At 71.0% G+C, this 22,246-nt stretch carries 18 protein-coding genes; 7 read left to right on the top strand and 11 right to left on the bottom strand.

Going from position 1 to position 22,246, the window contains the following annotated elements:
* Nucleotides 1-51: 51 nt before the first annotated feature.
* Nucleotides 52-1,071: a YlbL family protein gene (locus tag AC5Y4Q_RS04620; protein WP_499958131.1), complete on the bottom strand. Its 1,020-nt coding sequence runs from the start codon at nt 1,069-1,071 to the stop codon at nt 52-54.
* A gap of 99 nt (nt 1,072-1,170) precedes the next feature.
* Here AC5Y4Q_RS04620 and AC5Y4Q_RS04615 point away from each other — a divergent pair, with 99 nt between their 5' ends.
* Nucleotides 1,171-2,535 (top strand): zinc-dependent metalloprotease, encoded by a 1,365-nt coding sequence (locus tag AC5Y4Q_RS04615; RefSeq protein WP_499958129.1) that lies wholly within the window; start codon nt 1,171-1,173, stop codon nt 2,533-2,535.
* A gap of 13 nt (nt 2,536-2,548) precedes the next feature.
* On the opposite strand, the gene AC5Y4Q_RS04610 is transcribed toward AC5Y4Q_RS04615, so the two are convergent.
* On the bottom strand, nt 2,549-3,436 hold the full coding sequence (locus AC5Y4Q_RS04610; RefSeq protein WP_499958127.1) for a lysophospholipid acyltransferase family protein: 888 nt from the start codon (nt 3,434-3,436) through the stop codon (nt 2,549-2,551).
* Nucleotides 3,437-3,482: 46 nt separating this feature from the next.
* Between AC5Y4Q_RS04610 and AC5Y4Q_RS04605 the strand changes: the two genes are divergently transcribed.
* From AC5Y4Q_RS04605 to AC5Y4Q_RS04595, 3 genes are read left to right on the top strand one after another with little or no spacing between them, the layout of a single operon-like run.
* Complete coding sequence (locus AC5Y4Q_RS04605; RefSeq protein WP_499958125.1) at nt 3,483-4,058, top strand: TetR/AcrR family transcriptional regulator; 576 nt, start codon at nt 3,483-3,485, stop codon at nt 4,056-4,058.
* A 40-nt stretch (nt 4,059-4,098) separates the two neighbouring features.
* Nucleotides 4,099-4,968 carry a TOMM precursor leader peptide-binding protein gene (locus AC5Y4Q_RS04600; protein ID WP_499958123.1) on the top strand — a complete coding sequence of 290 codons (870 nt, stop codon included), beginning with the start codon at nt 4,099-4,101 and terminating at the stop codon, nt 4,966-4,968.
* Between the two features lie 55 nt (nt 4,969-5,023).
* Nucleotides 5,024-6,385 (top strand): macrolide-binding ATPase MABP-1, encoded by a 1,362-nt coding sequence (locus AC5Y4Q_RS04595; RefSeq protein ID WP_499958121.1) that lies wholly within the window; start codon nt 5,024-5,026, stop codon nt 6,383-6,385.
* A 13-nt stretch (nt 6,386-6,398) separates the two neighbouring features.
* Here the strand turns inward: AC5Y4Q_RS04595 and AC5Y4Q_RS04590 are convergent, their stop codons facing one another.
* Entirely contained in the window at nt 6,399-6,665 is a 267-nt protein-coding gene (locus AC5Y4Q_RS04590) for a WhiB family transcriptional regulator (protein ID WP_499958119.1), read from the bottom strand.
* Between the two features lie 251 nt (nt 6,666-6,916).
* The gene (locus AC5Y4Q_RS04585) at nt 6,917-9,013 is read right to left on the bottom strand and encodes an ATP-dependent DNA helicase UvrD2 (RefSeq protein ID WP_064922190.1); all 2,097 of its coding nucleotides are present in this window, start codon (nt 9,011-9,013) and stop codon (nt 6,917-6,919) included.
* A 66-nt stretch (nt 9,014-9,079) separates the two neighbouring features.
* On the opposite strand from AC5Y4Q_RS04585, the gene AC5Y4Q_RS04580 reads away from it, so the two are divergent.
* Nucleotides 9,080-9,340: a mycoredoxin gene (locus AC5Y4Q_RS04580; protein WP_064922189.1), complete on the top strand. Its 261-nt coding sequence runs from the start codon at nt 9,080-9,082 to the stop codon at nt 9,338-9,340.
* Between the two features lie 14 nt (nt 9,341-9,354).
* On the opposite strand, the gene nudC is transcribed toward AC5Y4Q_RS04580, so the two are convergent.
* From nudC to AC5Y4Q_RS04560, 4 genes are read right to left on the bottom strand one after another with little or no spacing between them, the layout of a single operon-like run.
* Nucleotides 9,355-10,269 carry an NAD(+) diphosphatase gene (gene nudC, locus AC5Y4Q_RS04575; RefSeq protein ID WP_234786355.1) on the bottom strand — a complete coding sequence of 305 codons (915 nt, stop codon included), beginning with the start codon at nt 10,267-10,269 and terminating at the stop codon, nt 9,355-9,357.
* 52 nt (nt 10,270-10,321) lie between these two features.
* On the bottom strand, nt 10,322-11,398 hold the full coding sequence (locus AC5Y4Q_RS04570; RefSeq protein WP_064922187.1) for a potassium channel family protein: 1,077 nt from the start codon (nt 11,396-11,398) through the stop codon (nt 10,322-10,324).
* 55 nt (nt 11,399-11,453) lie between these two features.
* Nucleotides 11,454-14,687 carry an ATP-dependent DNA helicase gene (locus AC5Y4Q_RS04565; protein WP_499958116.1) on the bottom strand — a complete coding sequence of 1,078 codons (3,234 nt, stop codon included), beginning with the start codon at nt 14,685-14,687 and terminating at the stop codon, nt 11,454-11,456.
* Nucleotides 14,684-17,794, bottom strand: coding sequence for an ATP-dependent helicase (locus AC5Y4Q_RS04560; RefSeq protein ID WP_499958114.1), 3,111 nt, complete (start codon nt 17,792-17,794; stop codon nt 14,684-14,686). The genes AC5Y4Q_RS04565 and AC5Y4Q_RS04560 overlap by 4 nt, the downstream gene beginning before the upstream one ends.
* Nucleotides 17,795-17,852: 58 nt before the next feature.
* Here AC5Y4Q_RS04560 and AC5Y4Q_RS04555 point away from each other — a divergent pair, with 58 nt between their 5' ends.
* On the top strand, nt 17,853-18,647 hold the full coding sequence (locus AC5Y4Q_RS04555) for an alpha/beta fold hydrolase (protein WP_499958112.1): 795 nt from the start codon (nt 17,853-17,855) through the stop codon (nt 18,645-18,647).
* A complete protein-coding gene (locus AC5Y4Q_RS04550; RefSeq protein ID WP_499958110.1) occupies nt 18,647-18,943 on the top strand; it encodes an MGMT family protein in 297 nt (98 codons plus the stop codon). The genes AC5Y4Q_RS04555 and AC5Y4Q_RS04550 overlap by 1 nt, the downstream gene beginning before the upstream one ends.
* Nucleotides 18,944-18,945: 2 nt before the next feature.
* Here the strand turns inward: AC5Y4Q_RS04550 and AC5Y4Q_RS04545 are convergent, their stop codons facing one another.
* From AC5Y4Q_RS04545 to AC5Y4Q_RS04535, 3 genes are all read right to left on the bottom strand, one after another.
* Complete coding sequence (locus AC5Y4Q_RS04545) at nt 18,946-19,800, bottom strand: TIGR02569 family protein (RefSeq protein ID WP_064922184.1); 855 nt, start codon at nt 19,798-19,800, stop codon at nt 18,946-18,948.
* A gap of 51 nt (nt 19,801-19,851) precedes the next feature.
* Nucleotides 19,852-21,030: an adenylyltransferase/sulfurtransferase MoeZ gene (moeZ, locus tag AC5Y4Q_RS04540; protein ID WP_064922183.1), complete on the bottom strand. Its 1,179-nt coding sequence runs from the start codon at nt 21,028-21,030 to the stop codon at nt 19,852-19,854.
* A 122-nt stretch (nt 21,031-21,152) separates the two neighbouring features.
* Nucleotides 21,153-22,187, bottom strand: a complete 1,035-nt coding sequence (locus AC5Y4Q_RS04535; protein ID WP_082952644.1) for a DUF3152 domain-containing protein — start codon at nt 22,185-22,187, stop codon at nt 21,153-21,155.
* Between the last annotated feature and the right edge of the window lie 59 nt (nt 22,188-22,246).

Raw genomic sequence — 22,246 nt, 5'->3', positions numbered from 1 at the left:
ACGCTCCCTAGCTCGGTTGTCCTGACGGCCCCACTGTAGCCAACCCGGGCTTCAGCAAGAGGGTGGCTGACCTCCACCGGTGAGGGTGTGCAACGCATCCACCGCCTGAGCGAGGCTGTCGACCTTGATCAGTTGCAACCCGTTGTTGTCCGACCGGGCCTCATAGCAGTTCTCTGCCGGTACCAGAAACACCGTCGCACCGGCCTCGCGGGCCGCGATCATTTTGTGCGTGATGCCGCCGATCGCGTCGACCTGGCCGTTGGCTTTGATGACCCCGGTGCCGGCGACGAAGTTCTCGCCGGCCAACCCGCCCGTGCTGAGTTTGTCGACGACGGCCAGGGAGAACATCAGCCCGGCGGAGGGACCGCCGATATTGGCGAGGTTGAAGTCGATGGTGAACGGCGCCCACGGCGCGTCGAGCACCGACACGCCCAGGAAACCGTTGGGACGATCCTTGTTCTCTCCTAGCGTAATCCGCGCTGTGCCGGGCGGGGCGTTCTTACGCCGGTAGTCGATGGCCACCGTCTCGCCCGGCTTGGTGCCGGCCAGCTTCGCGGTGAACTGTTCGACGGTGTAGACGGGTTCGCCGTTGACGGCGTCCACGGCATCACCGGCCTGCAACGCGCCGGCCGACGGCCCGGGATCGTGGACGTCGGCGACGGTGACCGCCCGCGGGTAGCGCAGGTAACCCAGCGCGGCGTATTCGGCGCTCTGCTCGGACGCCCGGAAATCGGCGTCGTTGTCCTCGTCGACTTCCTCGCGCGACTTGCCGGGCGGATAGACCAGGTCACGGGGCACGAGCTGTTCGCGTGCCGACAGCCACAGCGCCAGCGCCTCTCCCAGCGTCAGCCCGTCACGCTGGGACACCGTGGTCATGTTCAGGTGACCGGTCGTGGGATGGGTCGTGGTGCCCTGGATGTCGACGACCTGCTTGCCGTCGACCATCCCCAGGGTGTCGAAGGTGGGGCCGGGCCCCAGCGACACGAAGGGCACGGTGACCGCCGCCAGCAGTACGCCGAACACGGCCACCGGCAGCAGTGCCGCCAGCAGCATCAGAATCCGCCTGTTCACCCCGGGTATGGTAAACGGCCACGGCCCGGGCAGCTCCGGGCCGGACCGTCGGCGGTTGCGTGTCGCAGTCGGCGGGCGCCGGTGGGTACGGTTGTGTCTATGGCTGATCTGCCCTTCGGTTTCTCTTCGGGGGACGACCCCGACCGCGAGCGGCCCGGGGGGCGCGATCCTGGTTCGGGCCCCGGACCGACCGACCCGTTCGGGATGGGCGCCGGTTTCAACATCGCCGATCTGGGCCAGCTCTTCACCCAGCTCGGCCAGATGTTCAGCGGTGCCGGCACGGTGGCCGCCGGCGGCCGACCGTCCGGACCGGTGAATTACGACCTGGCCCGCCAGGTCGCGGCCCGCTCGATCGGTTCTGTCGCGCCGGTCACGGCGTCGACCGCCAGCGCCATCGGCGATGCCGTGCATCTGGCCGAGACGTGGCTCAACGGGGTGACCTCATTGCCGGCCGGCACCACCGGTTCGGCCGCGTGGACCCCGGTGGACTGGGTGGAGCACACCATGGCCACCTGGCAGCGACTGTGCGACCCGATGGCCGAGCAGGTGTCGTCGGTGTGGGCCTCGGCGCTGCCGGAGGAGGCCAAGAGCATGGCCGGTCCCCTGCTGTCGGTGATGTCGCAGATGGGCGGGCTGGCTTTCGGATCGCAGCTGGGCCAGGCACTGGGCCGGCTTTCCGGGGAGATACTGACCTCGACCGACATCGGATTACCGTTGGGACCCAAGGGAATTGCGGCCCTGATGCCCGGCGCGATCGAGGAGCTGGCGAGCGGCCTGGAGCAGCCGCGCAGCGAGATCGTCACCTTTTTGGCCGCCCGCGAGGCCGCCCACCACCGGCTGTTCAGCCACGTGCCGTGGCTGGCCAACCAGCTACTCAGCGCCGTGGAGGCCTACGCCCGCGGGATGAAGATCGACATCCGGGGAATCGAAGAGCTCGCGCAGGGTTTCGACCCGGCTTCGATGGCCGACCCCTCGGCGATGGAGGAGTTGCTGAACCAGGGGGTGTTCGAGCCGCAGTCGACCCCGGAGCAGCTGGCTGCCCTGGAGCGGCTGGAGACCCTGCTGGCCCTGATCGAGGGCTGGGTGCGCACGGTGGTGACCGCGGCGCTGGGCGATCGCATCCCGGGCACCGCTGCGCTGTCGGAGACGCTGCGGCGCCGCCGTGCCACCGGCGGCCCGGCCGAGCAGACCTTCGCCACCCTGGTCGGCCTGGAACTGCGCCCGCGTAAGTTGCGCGAAGCCGCGGTGCTGTGGGAGCGGCTGACCACCGCCGTCGGTATCGACGCCCGCGACCGGGTGTGGCAGCACCCCGACCTGCTGCCGGCGGCCGCCGACCTCGACGACCCGGCTGCGTTCATCGACCGGATCCTGGGCGGCGACACCAGCGGCATCGACTCCGCGATCGACCAGGCGATCGCCGAGTTCCAGCGGGATGCCGACGGCAGCGGCGACACCGACGACTGACGGGCAGCCGGCCTCAGTTGCGTCCTGCCACGGGCCCACTCGCCTCGGCCGGTGAGGTCGCGTGCCGCCAGGCCAAGGGATTGAGATGGCGATAGGGATCGCCGGCGCGGATCTTACGCAGTTCGGCCAAGATCCGCTCGAGCGATTGTTGAGTCTTCTCCCGCACGGCGGCAACCCATTTCTCGGTCGCAACGCGGGCGGGCTTGGCGGTGTCGATCGGGGCACCGAAACGCAAGTACATCCGCTGCGGTCGCGGGATGAGGGTCGGCCCGATGCCGTGCTGCAGCGGTACCGCCATGTCCGGAGGCCCTGACAGCCGTCGAGCCAGCGCAGAGCTGAAGCGCTCCCAGCTGCCTCCGCGACGACTCACGCTTCGATAGACGTCGTCACCACCAACTAGTCCGACAGGCACGATCGGATACTGGTATTCGACTGCGAGACGGGCGAATCCGGCGCGGCCCTGCCAACGCAGGGTGTACTCCTCCCCTTTGAACTTGGGAATCTCACGGCCGCCGCCGGGAAACACCAGAATGGGTTCGTTGTGGCGCATCAGTTCGCGGACGGGCTCGGGCGCGCCCACCAGCGCCCCCGCTGCGGCGAGCAGATCGCGAGCGGGCCCTCGCATGCGCCCGAACTGCCGGTCCGTCAGCGGCCGTACCCGTTTGCCGATCCCACGCCGAACGTGGAAAGGGATCAACAGGGCTTCGATGCTGACCTGGGTGTGGTTGCCCACCAAGAGAAATCGGCCATCGCCAGGAAGGTTCTCGAGCCCCTCGACATAGGGACGGTATGCCTCGACGAGGGGCCTGACCGCGTCGGCGACGGCCTCCACAGCCCGCCGCATCGCCTCGACTCGCGGCGGGTGGTTCAAGATCGCGTCGGTGTCTTGGAGGACGTGCATGTGCTCACAGTACAGAACGAACTAGTTCGTATGGTTAGATCTTGCTGTGCGAAGAAGCGCGACTGAGCTGCGGGGCCAGATACTTGACGCTGCCCGTGCGGAGTTTGCTCGTCATGGCCTCGCCGGCGCACGCATCGATCGCATTGCCCGGACGGCGCACGCCAGCAAGGAACGCCTCTACGCCCACTTCGGTGACAAGGAAGCACTATTTCGGGACGTGGTGGCGACCGATGTGGCGGCGTTCTATCGGTCGGTCACCCTGCGCCCCGACGCGGTGCCCGAATTCGCAGGCGACGTCTACGATTTGGGCAGAAACAGCCCGGAGCACCTGCGCATGATCAGCTGGGCGCGCCTGGAAGGCCTGGCCCTCGACCAGCCGCACGCCGACGGACAGGCGATCTTTGAGCACGCGGTGGCCGCCATCGAAACCGCCCAGAACGGCGGTTATGTCGACCGCTGCTGGCAACCGCTCGATCTGCTGGCCCTGCTGTTCGGTATCGGCCTGGCCTGGGCCCACGCACCCGATCCGTACGAGACCATCACCGACCCCGCCGTCATCGCACGCCAACGGAGCGCCGCCGTGGAGGCCGCGCGGCGCATCGTGGCGCACCCCTGTGGATGACGGGAGGATTCTCGCCGCCGGCCATGGCAGGGTCGCGTCCGTGACAAGGGTTGGTTCCCAGACCTCCAGCTACACCCTCGATCCGGCGCTGCCGGTGTTGCTGCGCCCCGACGGTGCCGTCCAGGTCGGCTGGGATCCGCGCCGGGCGGTACTCGTGCATCCGCCACGCGGGCTGAGCGCGGCCGCGCTGGCCAGCGTCCTGCGCTGCATGCAGATACCGACCACCGTCGCCGCGCTGCGCCAGCAAGCCGCCCAGCACGGCCCGGTGGACATTGAGGAGCTGGACGACCTGCTTGCCGCGCTGGTGGCGGCGCGCGTCGTCGTCCGCGGCGCCGACGGCCGCCGTCAATGCCGCACGGTCTCGCTGCGGGTGCATGGCCGCGGCCCGCTGTCGGATCTGCTGATCGAATCGCTGCGCTGCTCGAGCGCCGTGGTCCGGCACAGTAGTCATCCGCACGCCGCAGTCAGCACCGCCGGGACCGATCTGGTGGTGCTCTCGGACTACCTGATCACCGACCCGCGGCTGGTACGCGAGCTGCATGCCGAGCGGGTGCCGCACCTGCCGGTGCGGGTGCGCGACGGCACCGGGTTGGTCGGCCCGCTGGTCCTGCCGGGAGTCACCAGCTGTCTGGGCTGCGCCGATCTGCACCGCCGGGACCGGGACGCCTCCTGGCCGGCGGTGGCCGCCCAACTGCGCCACACCGTCGCCCACACCGACCGCGCGACGGCCCTGGCGACGGCAGCGCTGGCACTGAGTCAGATCGACCGGGTGATCGCCGCGGTGCGTGGCGCGGCGGTCGACCGGGAGCTGGCCGCACCTCAGACGCTGAACGCCACTCTGGAGCTGGATCTGGCCACCGGGTCGATCATGAGAAGGCGGTGGACGCGGCACCCGCTGTGCGATTGCTGACCTCGCGCCCGCCCCCGGCGATTTCCCACGCGGTGACCGGCGCCACAAGCACATCATGGATGATGGACACGTGTCAGAAATCAAGCGCGGGAGCGCGGCGCGCAATGCGAAGCTGGCCAGTCTGCCCGTCGGCTTCGCCGGCCGGGCCGCCCTCGGTCTCGGGAAGCGGCTGACCGGCAAGTCCAAGGACGCGGTCACCGCCGAGCTCATGGAGAAGGCGGCCAACCAGTTGTTCACCGTCTTGGGTGAACTCAAGGGCGGCGCCATGAAGGTCGGTCAAGCGCTGTCGGTGATGGAGGCGGCCATCCCCGAGGAGTTCGGCGAGCCCTACCGGGAGGCCCTGACCAAGCTGCAGAAGGACGCGCCGCCGTTGCCCGCGGACAAGGTGCACCGGGTGCTCGACGCCCAGCTGGGCACCAAGTGGCGGGAACGGTTCTCCGAGTTCGACGACACCCCGATCGCCTCGGCCAGCATCGGCCAGGTGCACAAGGCGGTGTGGGGCGACGGCCGTCCCGTCGCGGTCAAGATCCAGTACCCCGGAGCCGACGAGGCGCTGCGCGCCGACCTCAAGACGATCCGGCGGTTGACCGGCGTCTTCAAGCAGCTGGCACCCGGTGTGGACGTCAAGGGCGTCATCGACGAGCTGATCGAGCGCACCGAGATGGAGCTGGACTACCGGCTCGAAGCCGACAACCAGCGGATCTTCGCCAAGGCCTACGCGGGCCACCCGCACTTTCTCATCCCGAACGTGGTGGCCAGCGCGCCCAAGACGGTGATCCAGGAGTGGATCGACGGCGTCGGCATGGCCGAGATCATCCGTAACGGCACCGTCGAGCAGCGTGACCTGATGGGCACCCGGCTGGCCGAGTTCACCTGGGACGCGGCGCGCCGGCTGGAGCTGATCCACGGCGACGCCCACCCGGGCAACTTCATGCTGCTACCGGACGGCCGGATGGGCGTGATCGACTTCGGGGCGGTGGCGCCGATGCCCGGCGGCTTCCCGCCGGAGCTGGGCGCCGCCGTGCGCTTCGCCCGGGACAAGGACTACGAACAGGTCATTGCGACGATGCGCCGGGGCGGCTTCATCCAGAAAGGTCAGGACGTCTCGGTGCGCGAGATCGACGAGATGCTGCGCCAGTACGTCGAGCCGGTCGAGGTCGAGACGTTCCACTACAGCCGCAAGTGGCTGATGAGAATGGCCGGCAAACAGCTGGAACGCCCCGTCGAGCAACTCAAGACCGCCCGTCAGCTCGACCTGCCGCCCAAACTGGCGATGCCGATGCGGGTGTTGGCCTCGACCACGGCGATCATGTGTCAGCTGGATGCGCACGTGCCGATCAAACGGCTCTCCGAGGAATTGGTGCCGGGTTTCGTCCCCGACCCCGACAGCGACGCCATGGTCGGGCCCTCCGCCTGAGCCGGCACGCCACTCACGCGGCCACCGGCTCCTTGCGCGGCCGGCCGCGGGGTCGCTTGCGGCTGATGACCGCGCCGCGGTCGAGGATCTCGCCACCCCACACTCCCCAGGGTTCGGCACGCTGCAACGCCAGCGCCAGGCACTGCCGGCGGATCGGGCAGTCGCCGCACAGCGTCTTGGCCCGCTCCAGGTCGGCGGGGTCGTCGGCGAACCACAGGTCGGGTTCGCGATTGCACGGCAGTTCCCGACGTCTTCGGTTGCATGCTGTGGTGCTGGACATGGTGGTCACCTGCTTTCGGGGGTCTGATCAGGGAGCCGCGCAAAAAATATGGCCACGGATCCTGGTGGAGGTCCGTGGCCATCGGGCGGGTTGAGCTGATGCGTTAGACAAAACCCCGATGCACGGACACGCCGGCAGCGGCATGCGCCGCCGCGGCAGCCGCACGTACGCCGATCGTGTTCGGGGTGTTCATGGTTAGGCAGGTTAACCGTTGCCGCGTGCGATGCACAACTGATTTTTAACCTGCGCGTTCAGCCCCGGTTGCGCACCAGCTCGAGCACATCGGAGCCGAACTGTTCCAGCTTGCGCGCACCGATGCCCGGGATGGCGACCAGGGCGGCCTCGTCGGTGGGCAGCATCTCGGCGATCGCGGTCAGCGTGTTGTCGGAAAAGACGATGTAGGCGGGCACTTTCAGCTCGGTGGCGGTGCGCAGCCGCCAGTCCTTGAGCGCCACCAGCAGCTCGGTGTCGACCTCGGCCGCGCAGGTTTCGCAGCGGCTCAACATGATGGCCGCCGGGGTGGCCAGCGCCTTGCTGCAGACCCGGCAGTGCTTCGGGGCACCGCGGGCCCGGCGCCGGGTGGGCGACGACGCCGCGGCATCGGCTTGCGGGGCGATCCCGCTGAGGAACCGCGACGGCTTGCGGGAGGCCCGGCCGCCCGGGGCGCGGGCCAGCGCCCAGCTCAACGCCAGGTGCACCCGGGCGCGGGTGACGCCGACGTAGAGCAGCCGGCGTTCTTCTTCGACGGCCTCGCTGTCGGGGCCGTGCGCCAGGGCATGCGAGATCGGCAGGGTCCCGTCGGCCAGGCCCACCAGGAACACCGCATCCCACTCCAGGCCTTTGGCGGCGTGCAGCGAGGCGAGCGTGACGCCCTGCACCGTCGGCGGGTGGCGGGCATCAGCGCGCATCCGCAGCTCGGCCAGCAGTCCGGGCAAATCCAGGTCCGGGCGCTGCGCGACTTCGTCGTCGACAAGTTCGGCCAGCGCGCCGAGCGCCTCCCAGCGTTCCCGCGCCTTGGCGCCGCTCGGCGGTTCGGCCGTCAGCCCCAGGGGTTCGAGCACGCCGCGCACCGTGTCGGGCAGCGGCCCGTCGGCTCCGCGCTCTGCGGCGCGCCGCAACGCCACCAGCGCCTGACGGATCTCCTGGCGGGTGAAGAACCCCTCGCCCCCGCGGACCTGGTAGGCGATGCCGGCCTCGGTGAGCGCCTCCTCGTACACCTCCGACTGGGCGTTGATCCGGTACAACACGGCGATCTCGGCCGGCGCCGTGCCGCCCTCGATCAGCCGGGCGATCGAGGTGGCCACCGCAGCGGCCTCGGCGACCTCATCGGGATACTCGCGAAAAGTCGGCACCGGCCCGGGGTCCCGCTGACCGATCAGCTTGAGCTTGCTGCCCGCCACCCGGCCGCGGGCCGCGGCGATCACCCGGTTGGCCAGCGACACCACCTCCGGGGTGGAGCGGTAGTCGCGTTCCAGACGCACCAGGGCGGCGTCGGGGAACCGGCGGGTGAAGTCGAGCAGGTAGCGCGGCGAGGCGCCGGTGAACGAGTAGATGGTCTGGTTGGCGTCGCCGACCACGGTCAGGTCGTCGCGTGGGCCCAGCCACGCCGACAACACCCGCTGCTGCAGCGGGGTGACGTCCTGGTATTCGTCGACGACGAAGCAGCGGTAGCGGTCCCGGAATTCGGCGGCCACCGCCGCGTCGTTCTCGATCGCGGCGGCGGTGTGCAGCAGGAGATCATCGAAGTCGAGCATCGCCACGTCGCCGCGGGCCTTGAGCGCCTCGTAGCCGGCGTAGATCTCGGCGAGCTTGCCGGCGTCCACCGGGGTGTCCCGGCCGGCGGCCGCCACCGCCTCGGGGTACTGCTCCGGCCCGATCAGCGAGGCCTTGGCCCACTCGATCTCGCCGGCCACGTCGCGCACGTCGTCGTTGGAGAGGCGCAGCCCGGCATGGCCGGCGGCCCGAGCGACCACGCCGAACTTGCGGTCCAGCAGTTCCCAGGCGGTGTCACCGACCACCCGCGGCCAGAAGTAGCGCAGCTGCCGGCGCGCGGCGGCGTGGAAGGTCAGCGCCTGCACCGCTCCGACGCCGGCCCCGTTGCCGGCGGCGTTGCCCAGGGCGCGCAGCCGGGAGCGCATCTCACCGGCGGCGCGCTGGGTGAACGTCACCGCGAGCACCTGTCCGGGTCCGACATGGCCGGCTGCGACCAGGTGGGCGATCCGGTGGGTGATGGTGCGGGTCTTGCCGGTCCCGGCACCGGCCAGCACACACACCGGCCCCCGCGGCGCCAGCACGGCGGCGCGCTGCTCGTCGTCCAAGCCGGCGATCAACCCGTCCACGGCGTCCATCTTGACAGGGACCTCCGACGCCCGGCCGCGAGCGGCCCGGGATCTCAGCGGCTAGCGTTGACAGCTATGACCGTTAGCGATCCGCCGCTCATCATGTACACCACGCAATGGTGCGGGTACTGCCGCCAGCTCAAGAAAGCCTTGGAGAAGTTCGAGATCGGCTACGACGAGATCGATATCGAGTCCGATCCCACCGCCGCCAAGTTCGTCGAGGAGGCCAACGGCGGCAACCGCACCGTGCCGACGCTGCGGTTCGCCGACGGCTCGACGCTGACCAACCCGACCGGTCGCGAGGTCAAGGCGAAGCTGGACCGGCTCAGCGGCTGATTTATTGCGCGGGATCAGCCGGCCCAGGACTCGATGATGGTCCGGGCGATCGAGATCGATCCGGGCAGCAGCAGTTTCGCCTCCGCCGACCCGCCGCTCCAGGCCCCGGCATCCAGCGCGGCGCGTACCTCGTCGCGGGTGAACCAGTTCGCCTCGGTGATCTCACCGTCGCTGAACACGAACTCCTGCCCCGGGTCGGCGACGGCGTGGAAGCCGACCATCAGCGAGCGCGGGAACGGCCAGGGCTGGCTGCCCAGGTAGCTCACGTCGCGCACGGTGAGCCCGACCTCCTCGTGGACCTCGCGGACCACGCAGGCCTCGAACGACTCGCCGGCTTCGACGAACCCGGCCAGCAGCGAGAACATCCGGACCGGCCAGTTGTGCTGGCGGGCCAGCACGACGCGGTCGGCGCCGTCGTGCACCAGGCAGATCACCGCCGGGTCGATCCGCGGGAACTCCTCGGCTCCAGTGACGGGGTTGACCCGCGCCCACCCGCCGCGCACCGGCTTGGTCGGTGTGCCGTCGACGGCGGAGAACCGTGCGTTCTCATGCCAATTCAGCAGGGCGATGGCCGAGGACACCAGCTGGGCGCTGGTGTCATCGAAGACGTCTCCGATGGCCCGCAGGTCCAGCACGGAGACGTCGGCGCCGGGCGGTGCCTGCAGCGCACCACGGACCGCCCAGACGTGCCGGCCGTCTTCGAGGCGGCCCAGGAACACCGCGTCCGGCGGCGGCACATCACCGAGTTCAGCGGCGTCGTGCAGCACCACCCGGCCGTCGGCGACCAGCACCTGGTTGCGGGGGTCGACCCGCAGCAGCGCCGCGGCCGGCCAGCCGGCGACCGCGGCGTCGGTGTCGGTGCGCAACTGGTCGGCCCGGTCGGCCCCGATCCGCGATAGCAGCGGTACCTGGCGCAGCTGGAAACTCAACATTCCTCCTCGTGCCGACCCGCTTCGCCCAGCTTCGCCGCGCTCGCGATCGTCACGGGTTGCCCACCGTGCGCACGTAGAGCAGCCGGTCGCCGGCCTCGATCGCATCCACGTCCGGGGCGTCCAGGCGCAGCAGCTGTCCGTCGCGCACCACGGCAAGCACGATCTCGTTGAGGTGCTTGGCCGACGCGCCGACCTCTTGCTGCTCCACCTCCCGCTCGGCGATGGCGTACCCGGCATCCGGGGTGAGCAGATCCTCGATGATCTCGACCACGTTGGGTGTGGTGGTGGCGACGCCGAGCAGCCGCCCGGCGGTCTCCGAGGACACCACCACCGAGTTGGCGCCGGACTGCTCCAGCAGATGCTGGTTCTCGGCTTCCCGGATGGCGGCCACGATGGTGGCGTTAGGGGCGATCTCGCGGGCGGTCAAGGTCACCAGCGCCGCGGTGGCATCCGACCCGGTGGCCACCACAATCGCCGCCGCGCGCTGCGCGCTGGCCAGCCGCAGCACGTCAGATCTGGTCGCATCGCCGTCCACCGTCACCAGCCCGGCGCTCTTGGCGCGTTCGAGCACGGCACGGTCGTTGTCGACCACGACGATGTCACTCGGGGTGGTGTCTTCGTCGCCGAGCATTGCGGCGATCGCGGTCTTTCCCTTGGTGCCGTACCCGATGACGATGGTGTGGTCTCGCACTCTTCTCCTCCAACGCTGAATACGGAAGGCCTGTTGGGAAGTCTCGGTGAACGCCTCCACGGTCGTTCCGACCAACAGAATCAGGAACGCGATCCGCAGCGGGGTGATGATCAAAACGTTGATCATCCGGGAGAACTCGGTGATGGGCGTGATGTCGCCGTACCCGGTGGTAGACAGCGTCACCGCCGAGTAATAAAGGCAGTCCAGAAACGTCAGCCGGTCGCCCTGCACGTCGGCGTAGCCGTCCCGGTCGACGTAGACGAAGACCGTCGACACCAACAGGGCCGCCAGCGCGATGAGGCTTCGCCGGTAGACGGTGCGGCCGGGACTGGACTGCCCCTGCGGGATGCGCAGGACGCCGACGAGCGCATGACTGGGTTGGGCGGTCAGCGTCTCGTCGAGACGACGCAGCCGTCGCCAGCTAGCTCCTGCCACGACGGACGGTCACCGGTCAGCCTGACGCACGGACCCACTGTAACCACACCCACGGTCAATGGTTCAGCAGCGCGGCCAGCTCGGCGAAATCGGGCAGTTCATCAGGGACGACGGTGGTGCGGCTGCGGACGTAGTGGAACGCGGCCCGGACCGTGGATTCCGGGCAGCCGGTCAGTGCTGCCCACGCCAGCCGGTACACGCCGAGCTGCACGGTGGCGTGGCGTTGTGCCTCCAGCCCGGCCGGCGCGGCACCGGTCTTCCAGTCCACCACGGTGACGCCGCCGCCCGGCTCGGCGAATACCGCGTCGATGCGGCCACGCACCATCGTCTGCCCGAAGGCCATCTCGAAGGGCACCTCGACGGCCACCGGTGAGCGGGCCGCCCACGGCGAAGCCAGGAATGCCTCCTGCAGCTCTGCCAGTTCCTGCGCATCGGCCCGGGCCGTGTCGGCATCGGCCGCCCCGGGCAGATCGTCGAGCTCGAAGAGCCGCTCGGCACCGTAGAGCCGCTGCACCCAGTCGTGAAATGCGGTGCCCAGCACCGCATGCGGATCCGGGCGGGTCGGTAGCCGGCGGCTCAGCCGCTGCGCCGCGCCGACCGGGTCGCGGCTCAACTCCACCAGGTTGCTCACCGAGACCTGGCTGGGCAGCGCCGGGGTCCGCGGGACGGCGGCCAGGGCCCGCTCGGCCAGCAGCGCATCGACGTCAGCGGCCCAGGGGCTGTTCGGTGCCGTAGCCGGCTCCCCGGCCATCGCGGCGGTGACCAGCGCGGCCCCGGCGGCCACCGCCTCGCGTCGCGCGCCCAGCGGGTCTGCCGGCCATACCGCTTCTGCGGCGTTGTTGCCCAGCGGGTTCGGCTCGCCGTCGGCCGGCGCCGGCGCCCAGTGTTCGACGACACCGGCGCCGGAGTCCTCGATCACCGCTTTGAGTTCGGTCAGGAACTCCGAGGGGCCGCGCGGCTTGCGCTCCCCGATACCCCAGTGGTGACCGGAGACCAGCAGGGTGTCCTCGGCGCGGGTGACCGCGACGTAGAGCAGCCGGCGCTCTTCATCGACCCGGCGCTGATCCAGCCGGCGCTGATGCTCGGAGATGGTGTCGCTCAGCTGTTTTCGATCGTTGACCGCGGCGGTGTCGAGCACCGGGACACCGTGAGAACCCAGGTCGGCGCGGTCGCCGCGCAGCAGCGGCGGCAGCTCGGCGGCATCGGATAGCCAGCTGCGCCGCGACGCGGTCGACGGAAACACCCGCGCCACCAGGTGCGGTACCGCCACCACCTGCCATTCCAGTCCCTTGGCGGCGTGCACCGTGAGGATCTGGACGCGGTCGGCGGCGACCACCGGTGCGGCCGGCGCCAACCCGTTCTCCACCACGGCGGCCGCATCCAGGTACGCCAGCAGGCCCGGTAGTGACCCCGGGCCGCCGGACCCGACCACGTAGCCGGCGACCACGTCGGCGAACGCGTCGAGCTGCTCGGTGCCGGACGCCGGCGCCGCCACCGGCTGCGCGGCGAGCACCTCACAGTCCAGGCCGAGCACCCGGCGCACCTCGGCCACCAGGTCGGGCAGCGGCTGCCACAGGTGGCCGCGCAGCGCGGTCAGCTCCGCGCCCAGTGCGACGATGCGCCGGTAGCCGGTGGCCGAGTAGCGCTCGGCCGGTCCGGGATCGGCGAGCGCGTCCGCCAGGCATGCGGTGTCGGCATCGGGCCCGGCGGCCGCGGCGATCTCGGCGGCCGAGACCTGCCCGACCGCCTCGTCCGGCCGGGCCAACTCGGCGGCACGCCGCCACAGCGCGGCCAGGTCAGCGGCGCCGAGCCGCCACCGCGCGCCGGTCAGCACTCGGATCGCCGCCGCGCCGGCCGTCGGCTCGGAAACCAGCCGCAACATCGCCACCAGGTCAGCGACCTCGGGCACCGACAGCAGCCCGGCCAGGCCGACCACTTCCACCGGGACGCCCCGGGCCCGGATCGCCTCGGCGAAGGGCGCGGCATCGGCGTTGCGCCGCACCAGCACCGCCGCGGTGGGCGGCGCGACACCCTCGGCGTCGGCTTGCCGGTAGCGACGCTGCAGCGCCTCGGCGACCCACTCGTGTTCGGCCGTCACGTCGGGCAGTAGCGCCAGCCGCACGTCGCCTGCTGACGCGTCCGGGCGCGGCCGCAGCGTGTGCACCGTGACGGAGCGCCGCCGCGCTTCCGCGGAGACCTCGTTGGCGAGGTGCAGCACCTCCGGCGGATTGCGCCAGCTGGTCCGCAACTCCAGCGTGGGTGCCGGGGTGCCGTCGGAGAGCGGGAAGTCGGTGGCAAAGCGCGGCAAGTTGGTGGCCGAGGCGCCCCGCCAGCCATAGATCGACTGGATCGGGTCGCCGACGGCGGTCAGCGCCAGGCCGTCGTCGACGCCGCCGCCGAACAGTGCCGACAACGCGACGCGCTGGGCGTGCCCGGTGTCCTGGTATTCGTCGAGCAGAACCACCCGGTAGCTGGCGCGCAGCCGGGCGCCGACGGAGGCGTCGGCCTGCGCCAGCCGCGCGGCGGTGGCCATCTGGGCACCGAAATCCATCACCCGTTCGGCCCGCATCCGCTGGTGCACGGCATCGATCAGCGGTACCAGCTGGGCGCGTTCGGTCTGGGTGTCGAGCATCCTGAGCAGCGACTGGTTGGGTTCGGCGCGCTGGCGGGGCCCCGGGGGCAGGGTGTGGACCAGCCGCTCGAGCTCTAGGTGGGTGTCTCGCAGCGCGTCGGTGTCCACCAGGTGTTCGGCCAGCTGCCCAGCCAGGCGCAGCACCATGGAGGTGATCGCGGACGGATCCCGGTCGGTGCGCAATTCGCCGGGATAGTTGCTGACCACCTCGAACGCCAGCTGCCATAGCCCGGTCTCGGTGAGCAGCCGGGTGTCGGGTTCGATTCCCAGCAGCAACCCGTGCTCGCGCAGCAGTGCGCCGGCGAACGCGTGGTAGGTGCTGACCGTAGGCGCGGCCGGGCCGGCGCCGCCAGCCGCGGGTTCGGGGACCATCAGGCCGGCGCCGGCCAACCGGGCCAGCCGGGAACGGACCCGGCGCAGCAGCTGGCCGGCGGCCTTGCGGGTGAACGTCAGCCCCAGCACCTGGCCCGGATCGGCGTAGCCGTTGGCGACCAGCCACACCACCCGGGCGGCCATCGTTTCGGTTTTGCCGGCTCCGGCTCCGGCGATCACCACCAGCGGGCCCGGCGGTGCGGCGATGACCGCGGCCTGCTCTGCGGTGGGCTGATGCAAGCCGAGCGCGGCGGCCAGCTCGCCCGGGTCATAGCGATTCGTCATGCGCCGTTCCCGGTGTGGGCCGGGCAGCTCGGCCGGATCGGGCAGTGCCGGCAACCGTCGTTGGCCCGGGCGGTGAACTCCGGCCCGGCGGTGGCCGCGGCCGCCTGGGCGATCCGGTCCCGCCACTGGCCGGCGGTTTCGCCGGTGAGCGGGTCTTGTTCCCGCTCGGTGGCGCCGCCGGCGCCGGGCTTGGCCGGGTAGACCAGCCGGGCGCCTCCGGGCTGCTCGCCGGATCCGACGAGGCCGGATTGCACCGCCAGCTGGTAGACGGCCAGCTGCGCGTGCTGTTGCGCGTCGTCTTTGCTGACCGGGGTCTTCGCGGTTTTGACGTCGACAACCACCAGCCGCCCGGCGGCGTCACGCTCGATCCGGTCGATCCGGCCACGTATGCGCACCCCGGCGTCGACCAGCCCATCGAAGGCGACTTCGGTGCCGACCTCGGTGAACTGGTCGCGGGTCTGCGCCCGCCACTCCAGGAACGTCTCGATCATGGCGCGATGCCGCGCGTGCTCGTTGGCCGAATACCACGGCGATTCGACCGGCAGGTGCTGCCAGGCCCGGTCCAACTCCGCCAGCAACTCCGTTGCGCTGCCGGCCGATTCGGCGACAAGCGCATGCATCACCGATCCGATCGTGGAGCGCAGGTCACGACCGTCGGTTCCGCCGTGCCGTTCGCCCAGCCAGCGCAGCGGGCAGTCCAGCAGGCTCTGCAGCGCCGAGGGTGACAGCGTGACGGCGTGCCCGTCATCGGCGCGCCACAGCGGCTCCTGGGTGCTCACCGGCGCCGCGCCGTGCCAGTCGGCCGGGTCGGCGCCGGGCACCCCGGCATGTGCCAGGCGAGCCAGTTGTGTTGCGGCGTCGGCTCGTTCGGAGTCGGTGACGGCTCCGTCCGGGGCGCAGACCACCGCCCGCAGGCGCCCGACGAGCCCGGCCGCCGACAGTACCGGCGGCGCCGCCACCGGTGGCGCCGGCAGCGGGGCGCCGTCGGAGGTGGCGCAGGCCGCGAGTTCGGCGACGAACTCCGACGGGATCTGCTCCTGTGCGCCGCCGGTGTCCCCCTCCCCGTCGACGGCGGTGACGAGCAACCGGCGACGCGCCCGGCCCATCGCCGCCACCAGCAGGCGCCGCTCCTCGGCCAGCAGCGGTGCCCGGGCCGAGACGTCGTCGCCGAGGCCGTGCAGCGTGTCCAGCAGCCGCTGGGTTCCCAACACGCCGCCGCGCGGAACGGTGTTGGGCCACAGTCCTTCCTGGACACCGGCGATGACGACCAGATCCCACTCCCGCCCGAGCGCGGCATGAGCGCTGAGCACAGTGACCGCTTCGCCACCCGCTGCCGGCTCGGCGCGGGGCATCACCAGTTGCATGGCGGCGACATGGTCAGCAAGCCCCGCCAAGGTGGCGCCGGCGGTGCGTGCGGTGTACTGCTCGGCCAGCTCGAACAGTGCGGTCACCGCGTCTAGATCCCGCCCGGCTTGCGCACCGGCCGGCCCGCCGCGCGCGGCCGCCGCCAGCCAGCGTTGCTGCAGCCCGGAGCGATTCCAGGCCTGCCACAGCGTATGGTGCGGGTCCCGGCCGCCAGCGTGACTGCGGGCCGCGGCCTGCAGCACCGCGCGTACCCGGCGCAGCGGGCGGGCGTAGGCGGCCGGCAACTGGCCGGGCTCACCGGACAGCACCGCCGCCAGCCGGTCACCGGGATCGGTTTCCGGGCGGGCCGTGCCGCCACGGCGCAGGAGGCGCTGGACCTGCCGCAGCGAGATCGGATCCATGCGCCCGATCGGGCCGGTGAGCAGATCCAGCGCCCGGCGGCCGTCGACGCCGTCGGCGGCGCACGCCAGCACGGTCAACAGGGCGGCCACCGCCGGCTGCTCGGCCAGCAGGCCCCCGGCGGCCGGGAGGGCCACCGGAATGCCGGCGGCGGCCAGGGTGCGGGGCAGGCGGGCCGCCGCGCGCGGCACCGAGCGGACGATCACCGCCATCTGCGACCAGGGCACTTGAGAGATCAGGTGGGCGCGCCGCAGCGTGTCGGCGATCAAGGCGGCCTCGGCCTGCCCGGTGGCCGCGGTGCGCACCGTGACTGAACCGTCCTCGGGCCCGCTGCCCTCGAGGCGGCGGGTCGTACTCGGCCCGGGCAGCCGCGCGGCGACGGCGTTGATGGCGCGGGCGACCGCCGGGGCGCACCGGTGCGACACCGACAGCTGCAGGGTGGGTGCCTCATCGGCCAGCAGGGCGGCGGGTTCGGCGCCGCGGAATCCGAACACCGCCTGATCGGGGTCGCCGGCGATGATGGTGCGCTGCACACCGGCGGCAAGCACCCGCACCAGCCGGGCCGCCTGCGGGTCGAGTTGCTGGACGTCGTCGACCAGCAGCAACCGGATCCGGCTGCGTTCCTCGGCGAGCAGGTCCGGGTCGGCCGCGAAGGCCTCCAAGGCGGCTCCCACCAATTCCGCGGCGCCCAGCGCCGGCGTGGTCGCCTGTGGTGCCGCGGTGCCGACCGCAGCGCGAAGCAGCATCACCTGTTCGTACTGCCGGGCGAAACGCCCGGCGGCGGCCCACTCCGGGCGGCGGCACCGCTTGCCCAGCCGGACCAACGCCCCCGGGTCGACGCCACGTTCGGCGCAGCGCGCCATCAAGTCCCGCAGTTCGGTGGCGAACCCGTCGGTGGCCAGCGCCGCGTGCAAGGACGGCGGCCAGGCCCCGGCGCCGTCACCGGCGAGCAGTTCCCGGATAACACTGTCCTGTTCGGCCCCGGTGACCAGCCGCGGCGGTGCGGCCTCGGCCCGCCGCGCCGCGCGCTGCAGCACCGCGAAGGCATAGCCGTGCACGGTACGAACCAGCGGTTCCCTGACCGCCCGGGCGGATCCGGGACTGCCCGCCGCCAGCACCTTGGCGGTCAGCGCACCACGGACCGCCGCCGGTAGCCGCCCCGATCCCGTCAGCAGCAGCACCGAATTCGCATCCGTCCCGGCGGCGACGTGTGCCGCGGCGACCTCGACCAGCAGGCTGGTCTTGCCGGTCCCCGGGCCGCCGCGAACCCGCAGCACGCCACGCGCGCACGGGTCCAGCGCCGCGGCGGCCTCGGCGGCAAGCGACCCCCAGTGCTGTGTCATACCGCCCATGACAGCACCGCCCTCCGACAATCCCGGCCGCGGCTGGCACCATCGACGGGTGAATTCCGATCATCGACTGCATGTGCACCGCTACGGCCCGGCGGGACCGGTGCGCATCCTGGCGATCCACGGCCTGACCGGGCACGGTCAACGCTGGCAGCACCTGGCCGACGAGCACCTGGCTGAATTCAGCGTCGCGGCACCGGATCTGATCGGGCACGGCCGCTCGTCGTGGGCGGCACCCTGGACCATCGACGCCAATGTCAAAGAGCTGACCGCGCTGCTCGAGCGCTCCGCCGATGGCCCGGTGCTGGTGGTGGCGCATTCGTTCGGCGGTGCCGTCGCCTTGCATCTGGCCGCAGCCCGTCCGGATCTGGTGGCCGCCCTGGTCCTGCTCGACCCGGCGATCGGCCTGGACGGCCAATGGATGGCCGAGATCGCCGACGCGATGCTGGCCTCACCGGACTATCCCGACCCCGCCGAAGCCCGGGCCGAGAAGGAGCACGGCTCCTGGTCGGACGTCGACGCCGCCGTCCTGGACGCCGAACTCGACGAACACCTGATCGCATTGCCCAGCGGGCGCTACGCCTGGCGGATCAGCGTGCCCGCGATGATGTCGTACTGGAGCGAACTGGCCCGCGACATCGTGCTACCGGAGCCGGGCACCCCGACCACGCTGGTGCGGGCACGCCGCACGTCGCCGCCGTATGTGCGCGAGGATCTCATCGCGGCGCTGCGTGACCGACTCGGTCCTGACCTCCGGCTGGTGGACATCGATTGCCAGCACATGGTGCCCCACGCCAGACCCGCGGAGGTCGCCGCGCTGATCCGTGACCTCCTGCCGGTGACGTGATGGCAGCGGTCACCGACGAGCAGGTCGAGCGGGTGCGCGCGCTGGTCGCCGCGATCCCTGCCGGCCGGGTCGCCACCTATGGTGACATCGCTTCCGCGGCAGGGCTTTCCAGCCCTCGCATCGTCGGATGGATCATGCGCACCGATTCTTTTGACCTGCCCTGGCATCGGGTGATCCGGGCGTCCGGGCGACCGGCGGCGCACCTGAGCACCGAACAACTCGAACGGCTTCGCGCCGAAGGGGTTCTGGCCGTCGACGGCCGGGTGGACCTGCGCACCGCGCGGCACCGGTTCTGACGCTACAGCGCCAAGCGCACCAGCGCCGCCGTGCGCGCCAGGCCGGGGAACGCCTCGGCCGTCGACCGCGGGTGCAGAGCGTGCACGGCGAGCCGGAACATCAACGCGCGCAACAGCATCTGCGGCCATTCCGGCAGCGACTCCCAGCGCTCGATGAGCCCGTCGTCGGCGTCACCCCACGACAGGGCGTCCACCACCACCACACCGGCGGCCCAGGACGGCGGACGCCAGTACGGCGTGATGTCGGTGACGCCGGGCGCCGCGGCGCCGGAGAACAGCACCGTGCCGTACAGATCGCCGTGCACCAACTGGCTCGCACTCTTGGTGGGCTTGCGCAACGTGGCGAGTTGGTTGATCAGGTCGATCGACCGCTGACCGTCCACCGAGCCCGGGGCCAGCCGGGCGCCGGTCTGCAGCGAGGCGAACGGCCGGTCCTCCCACGCGGCCCGGTCGGCGGCGATGAACACGTCGACGTCGGCCCACGGCGCCACCGGCGCCTGGGTGAGGAAACGGGGCCGCTCCAGCTTCGCGGTGGCCTCATGCAGCCGAACCGCCGCCGAGACCACCTCGTCGTGCCGGGGCTCGGGGCTGCCGGCGACGAAGGTGTCCGCGCGCCAGCCCGACACCACATAGCGGCCGTCGGTGGAGCGCACCGGCCGGGCCAGCCGGATGCCGTCGGCGAACAGCGTCTCGCGGACCTTCGCCGACCACGCGGCCCGGGCGTGGTCGGCGACCATCGACACCACCACTTCCCCGCACTTCCAGCCGTCCTCCCAGCCGGCGCCCAGGGGCACCGGGTCCACGCTGCGAAGGCCGAACGTCGCCAGCACGTGTTCAGGCGGCGGCTCGACAGTCACGCGACAAGCCTATGCGGTCCGGGCCGGGGCGTCGGGGAGCCTCGCCGGGCGTCAGTACATCACCATGTCGGGCTGCATCTGCTTGGCCCACGCCACAATTCCCCCCTGCAGATGCACGGCATTGGCGAAACCGGCCTTCTTCAGCGTCGCCAACGCCTCCGCGGAGCGGACACCGGTCTTGCAGTACAGCACCGACATCCGGTCCTGCGGCAGGGCCGCCAACCCCTCGCCGGTGTTGATCGTCGACTGCGGAACCAGCCGGGCCCCCTCGATCCGGTTGATCTCCCATTCCGCCGGTTCGCGCACGTCGATCAGCGCCAGCTTCCGCCCGGAGTCCAGCAGCGCACGCAGCTCGGCCGGGGTGATGGTGGACCCGGCCGCCGCGTCGGCCGCCTCGTCGGAGACCGCCCCGCAGAACGCCTCGTAGTCGATCAGCTCGGTGATCTTGGGCGTGGAGGGATCCTTGCGGATCGCGATGGTGCGGTAGCTCATCTCCAGGGCGTCGTAGATCATCAGCCGGCCCAGCAGCGGGTCCCCGATTCCGGTGATCAGCTTGATCGCTTCGGTGCCCATCACCGACCCGACTGATGCGCACAAAATCCCCAGGACCCCGCCCTCGGCGCACGACGGCACCATCCCGGGCGGCGGGGGCTCGGGGTACAGGTCGCGGTAATTGAGACCCCGTCCGTCCGGTGCGTCCTCCCAGAACACCGAGATCTGGCCCGCGAAGCGGAAGATCGACCCCCACACGTAGGGCTTGTGCGCCAGCACCGCGGCATCGTTGACCAGATAGCGGGTGGCGAAGTTGTCGGTGCCGTCCAGGATCAGGTCATATTGCTCGAACAGTTCGACGGCGTTGTCCGGCTGAAGCCGGACTTGGTGCAGCTGCACGTTGACCAGCGGGTTGACCTCGTTGATCGAGTCGCGGGCGCTTTCGGCCTTCGACCGGCCGATATCGGAGACACCGTGGATGACCTGGCGGTGCAGATTGGATTCCTCGACGACGTCGAAGTCGACGATTCCGATGGTGCCGACACCGGCGGCCGCCAGGTACAGCAGCGTCGGCGCGCCGAGCCCACCCGCGCCGATCACCAGCACCCGGGCGTTCTTGAGCCGCTTCTGCCCCTGCACGCCGACGTCGGGGATGATCAGGTGGCGGCTGTAGCGCGCCACCTCTTCCTTGGTCAGTTCACCGGCCGGTTCCACCAGCGGCGGCAGTGAATTCGACACCGAGAGTCTCCTCAAGATCGCTTCCACTCACCATCACAGCAGCTGGTGGGGTCAACGACAAACGGCTCGCGACGCTTCCCCCACCACCGCGCCTCCCCAGCGCCGGGAAGACCGGTGCCGGTTCAGGGGATCGGAGCGGGCCACGGGTTGAACCGGCAGGTCTTGCCGTCGGGCTTGACCCAGTCCGGGTCGAACTTCGCCGCATCGTCATTGGAGGTGCCGAACGTCTGCTGCATCATCACGGGCGCCAGGGCATCCTGCTTTTCGCACGGCTCGTGGTGCTGGTAGCCGATGGCGTGACCGACCTCGTGGTTGATCAGGTACTGCCGGTAGGAGCCGATATCCCCCTGGAAGGGCACCGCCCCGCGCACCCAGCGGGCCTCGTTGATGAACACCCGCGGTTCCGACCTCGCCCCGTAGGACGGGTTGTAGCAGGACGCTTCCAGCGGGATCTCGTAGCCGCAGCCCTCCCGGACCGTCATCGGTGAGGTCAGCGAGATCCGGAAATCAGGGTCGACCCCGCTGGTCGCGTCGACTCGGACGAACCCGATCTGCGGTGTGTGCGTCCACCCTTTGGGGTTGCGCAAGGTCTGGTCGACCATCCGGGCGAACGCCTCGTCGCCGCCGAAGGCGGTCGTGTCGATGCCGTTCTCCACCTCGATGGTGTAGGCGAACACCTTCTCGGTGCCCCGGCCGAACACCGGCACGGTGCCCGGAATGATGTGCCAGGCCATGTCACCGGCTTCGGTGAACGGCCCACCATCGGGCAGCACGCCGGTCGGCAGGTTGACGTCGAATTCGGTGAGGCCGCGTGGTGGCGCGCCGATGATCGAGGTGCCGGCCGAGCCGATTGTCGGCGGGCCCTGGACCGGCTCGTCGATCTCCGAGGCCCGCACGCCGGTGCCGGTCACGGTCTGATACACCACCACGACGGTGAGCACCATCAGCACCGGCAGGGCGTAGGCGCGCCAGCCGTAGGTGGACACGAACCTGCCCAGCCAGCTCTGCTTGCGCCACTGCCGGTGCACGTCGCGGTCGGACCGCAACCGGCCGGCGCCGGCTGCCAGCGGGTCACGTTGCGCGCGCAGGGGTTCGCGGAAACGATCCCGAAGCACCGGGGCTCGACCGCCGCCACGTTGCCCCGGGTCGTAGGTCACCGTCCCAGAATGACACAAGCACTGCGAGCTGGGACTCTCCGCCGCGCCCTGCAGCGCCG

Source organism: Mycobacterium sp. NGS16 (assembly GCF_059813225.1).
The sequence above is the reverse complement of the archived record's forward strand: the minus strand, read 5'-3'. Positions and strand labels throughout refer to the sequence as shown.

Bases quoted from the DNA above. Each gene is read 5' to 3' on its own strand.
- AC5Y4Q_RS04610 (WP_499958127.1), bottom strand. From the start codon at position 3,436: ATGCACGTCCTCCAAGACACCGACGCGATCTTGAACCACCCGCCGCGA.
- AC5Y4Q_RS04590 (WP_499958119.1), bottom strand. From the start codon at position 6,665: ATGTCCAGCACCACAGCATGCAACCGAAGACGTCGGGAACTGCCGTGC.
- AC5Y4Q_RS04585 (WP_064922190.1), bottom strand. From the start codon at position 9,013: ATGGACGCCGTGGACGGGTTGATCGCCGGCTTGGACGACGAGCAGCGC.
- AC5Y4Q_RS04615 (WP_499958129.1), top strand. From the start codon at position 1,171: ATGGCTGATCTGCCCTTCGGTTTCTCTTCGGGGGACGACCCCGACCGC.
- AC5Y4Q_RS04595 (WP_499958121.1), top strand. From the start codon at position 5,024: ATGGATGATGGACACGTGTCAGAAATCAAGCGCGGGAGCGCGGCGCGC.
- AC5Y4Q_RS04580 (WP_064922189.1), top strand. From the start codon at position 9,080: ATGACCGTTAGCGATCCGCCGCTCATCATGTACACCACGCAATGGTGC.
- AC5Y4Q_RS04565 (WP_499958116.1), bottom strand. From the start codon at position 14,687: ATGACGAATCGCTATGACCCGGGCGAGCTGGCCGCCGCGCTCGGCTTG.
- AC5Y4Q_RS04560 (WP_499958114.1), bottom strand. From the start codon at position 17,794: ATGACACAGCACTGGGGGTCGCTTGCCGCCGAGGCCGCCGCGGCGCTG.
- AC5Y4Q_RS04550 (WP_499958110.1), top strand. From the start codon at position 18,647: ATGGCAGCGGTCACCGACGAGCAGGTCGAGCGGGTGCGCGCGCTGGTC.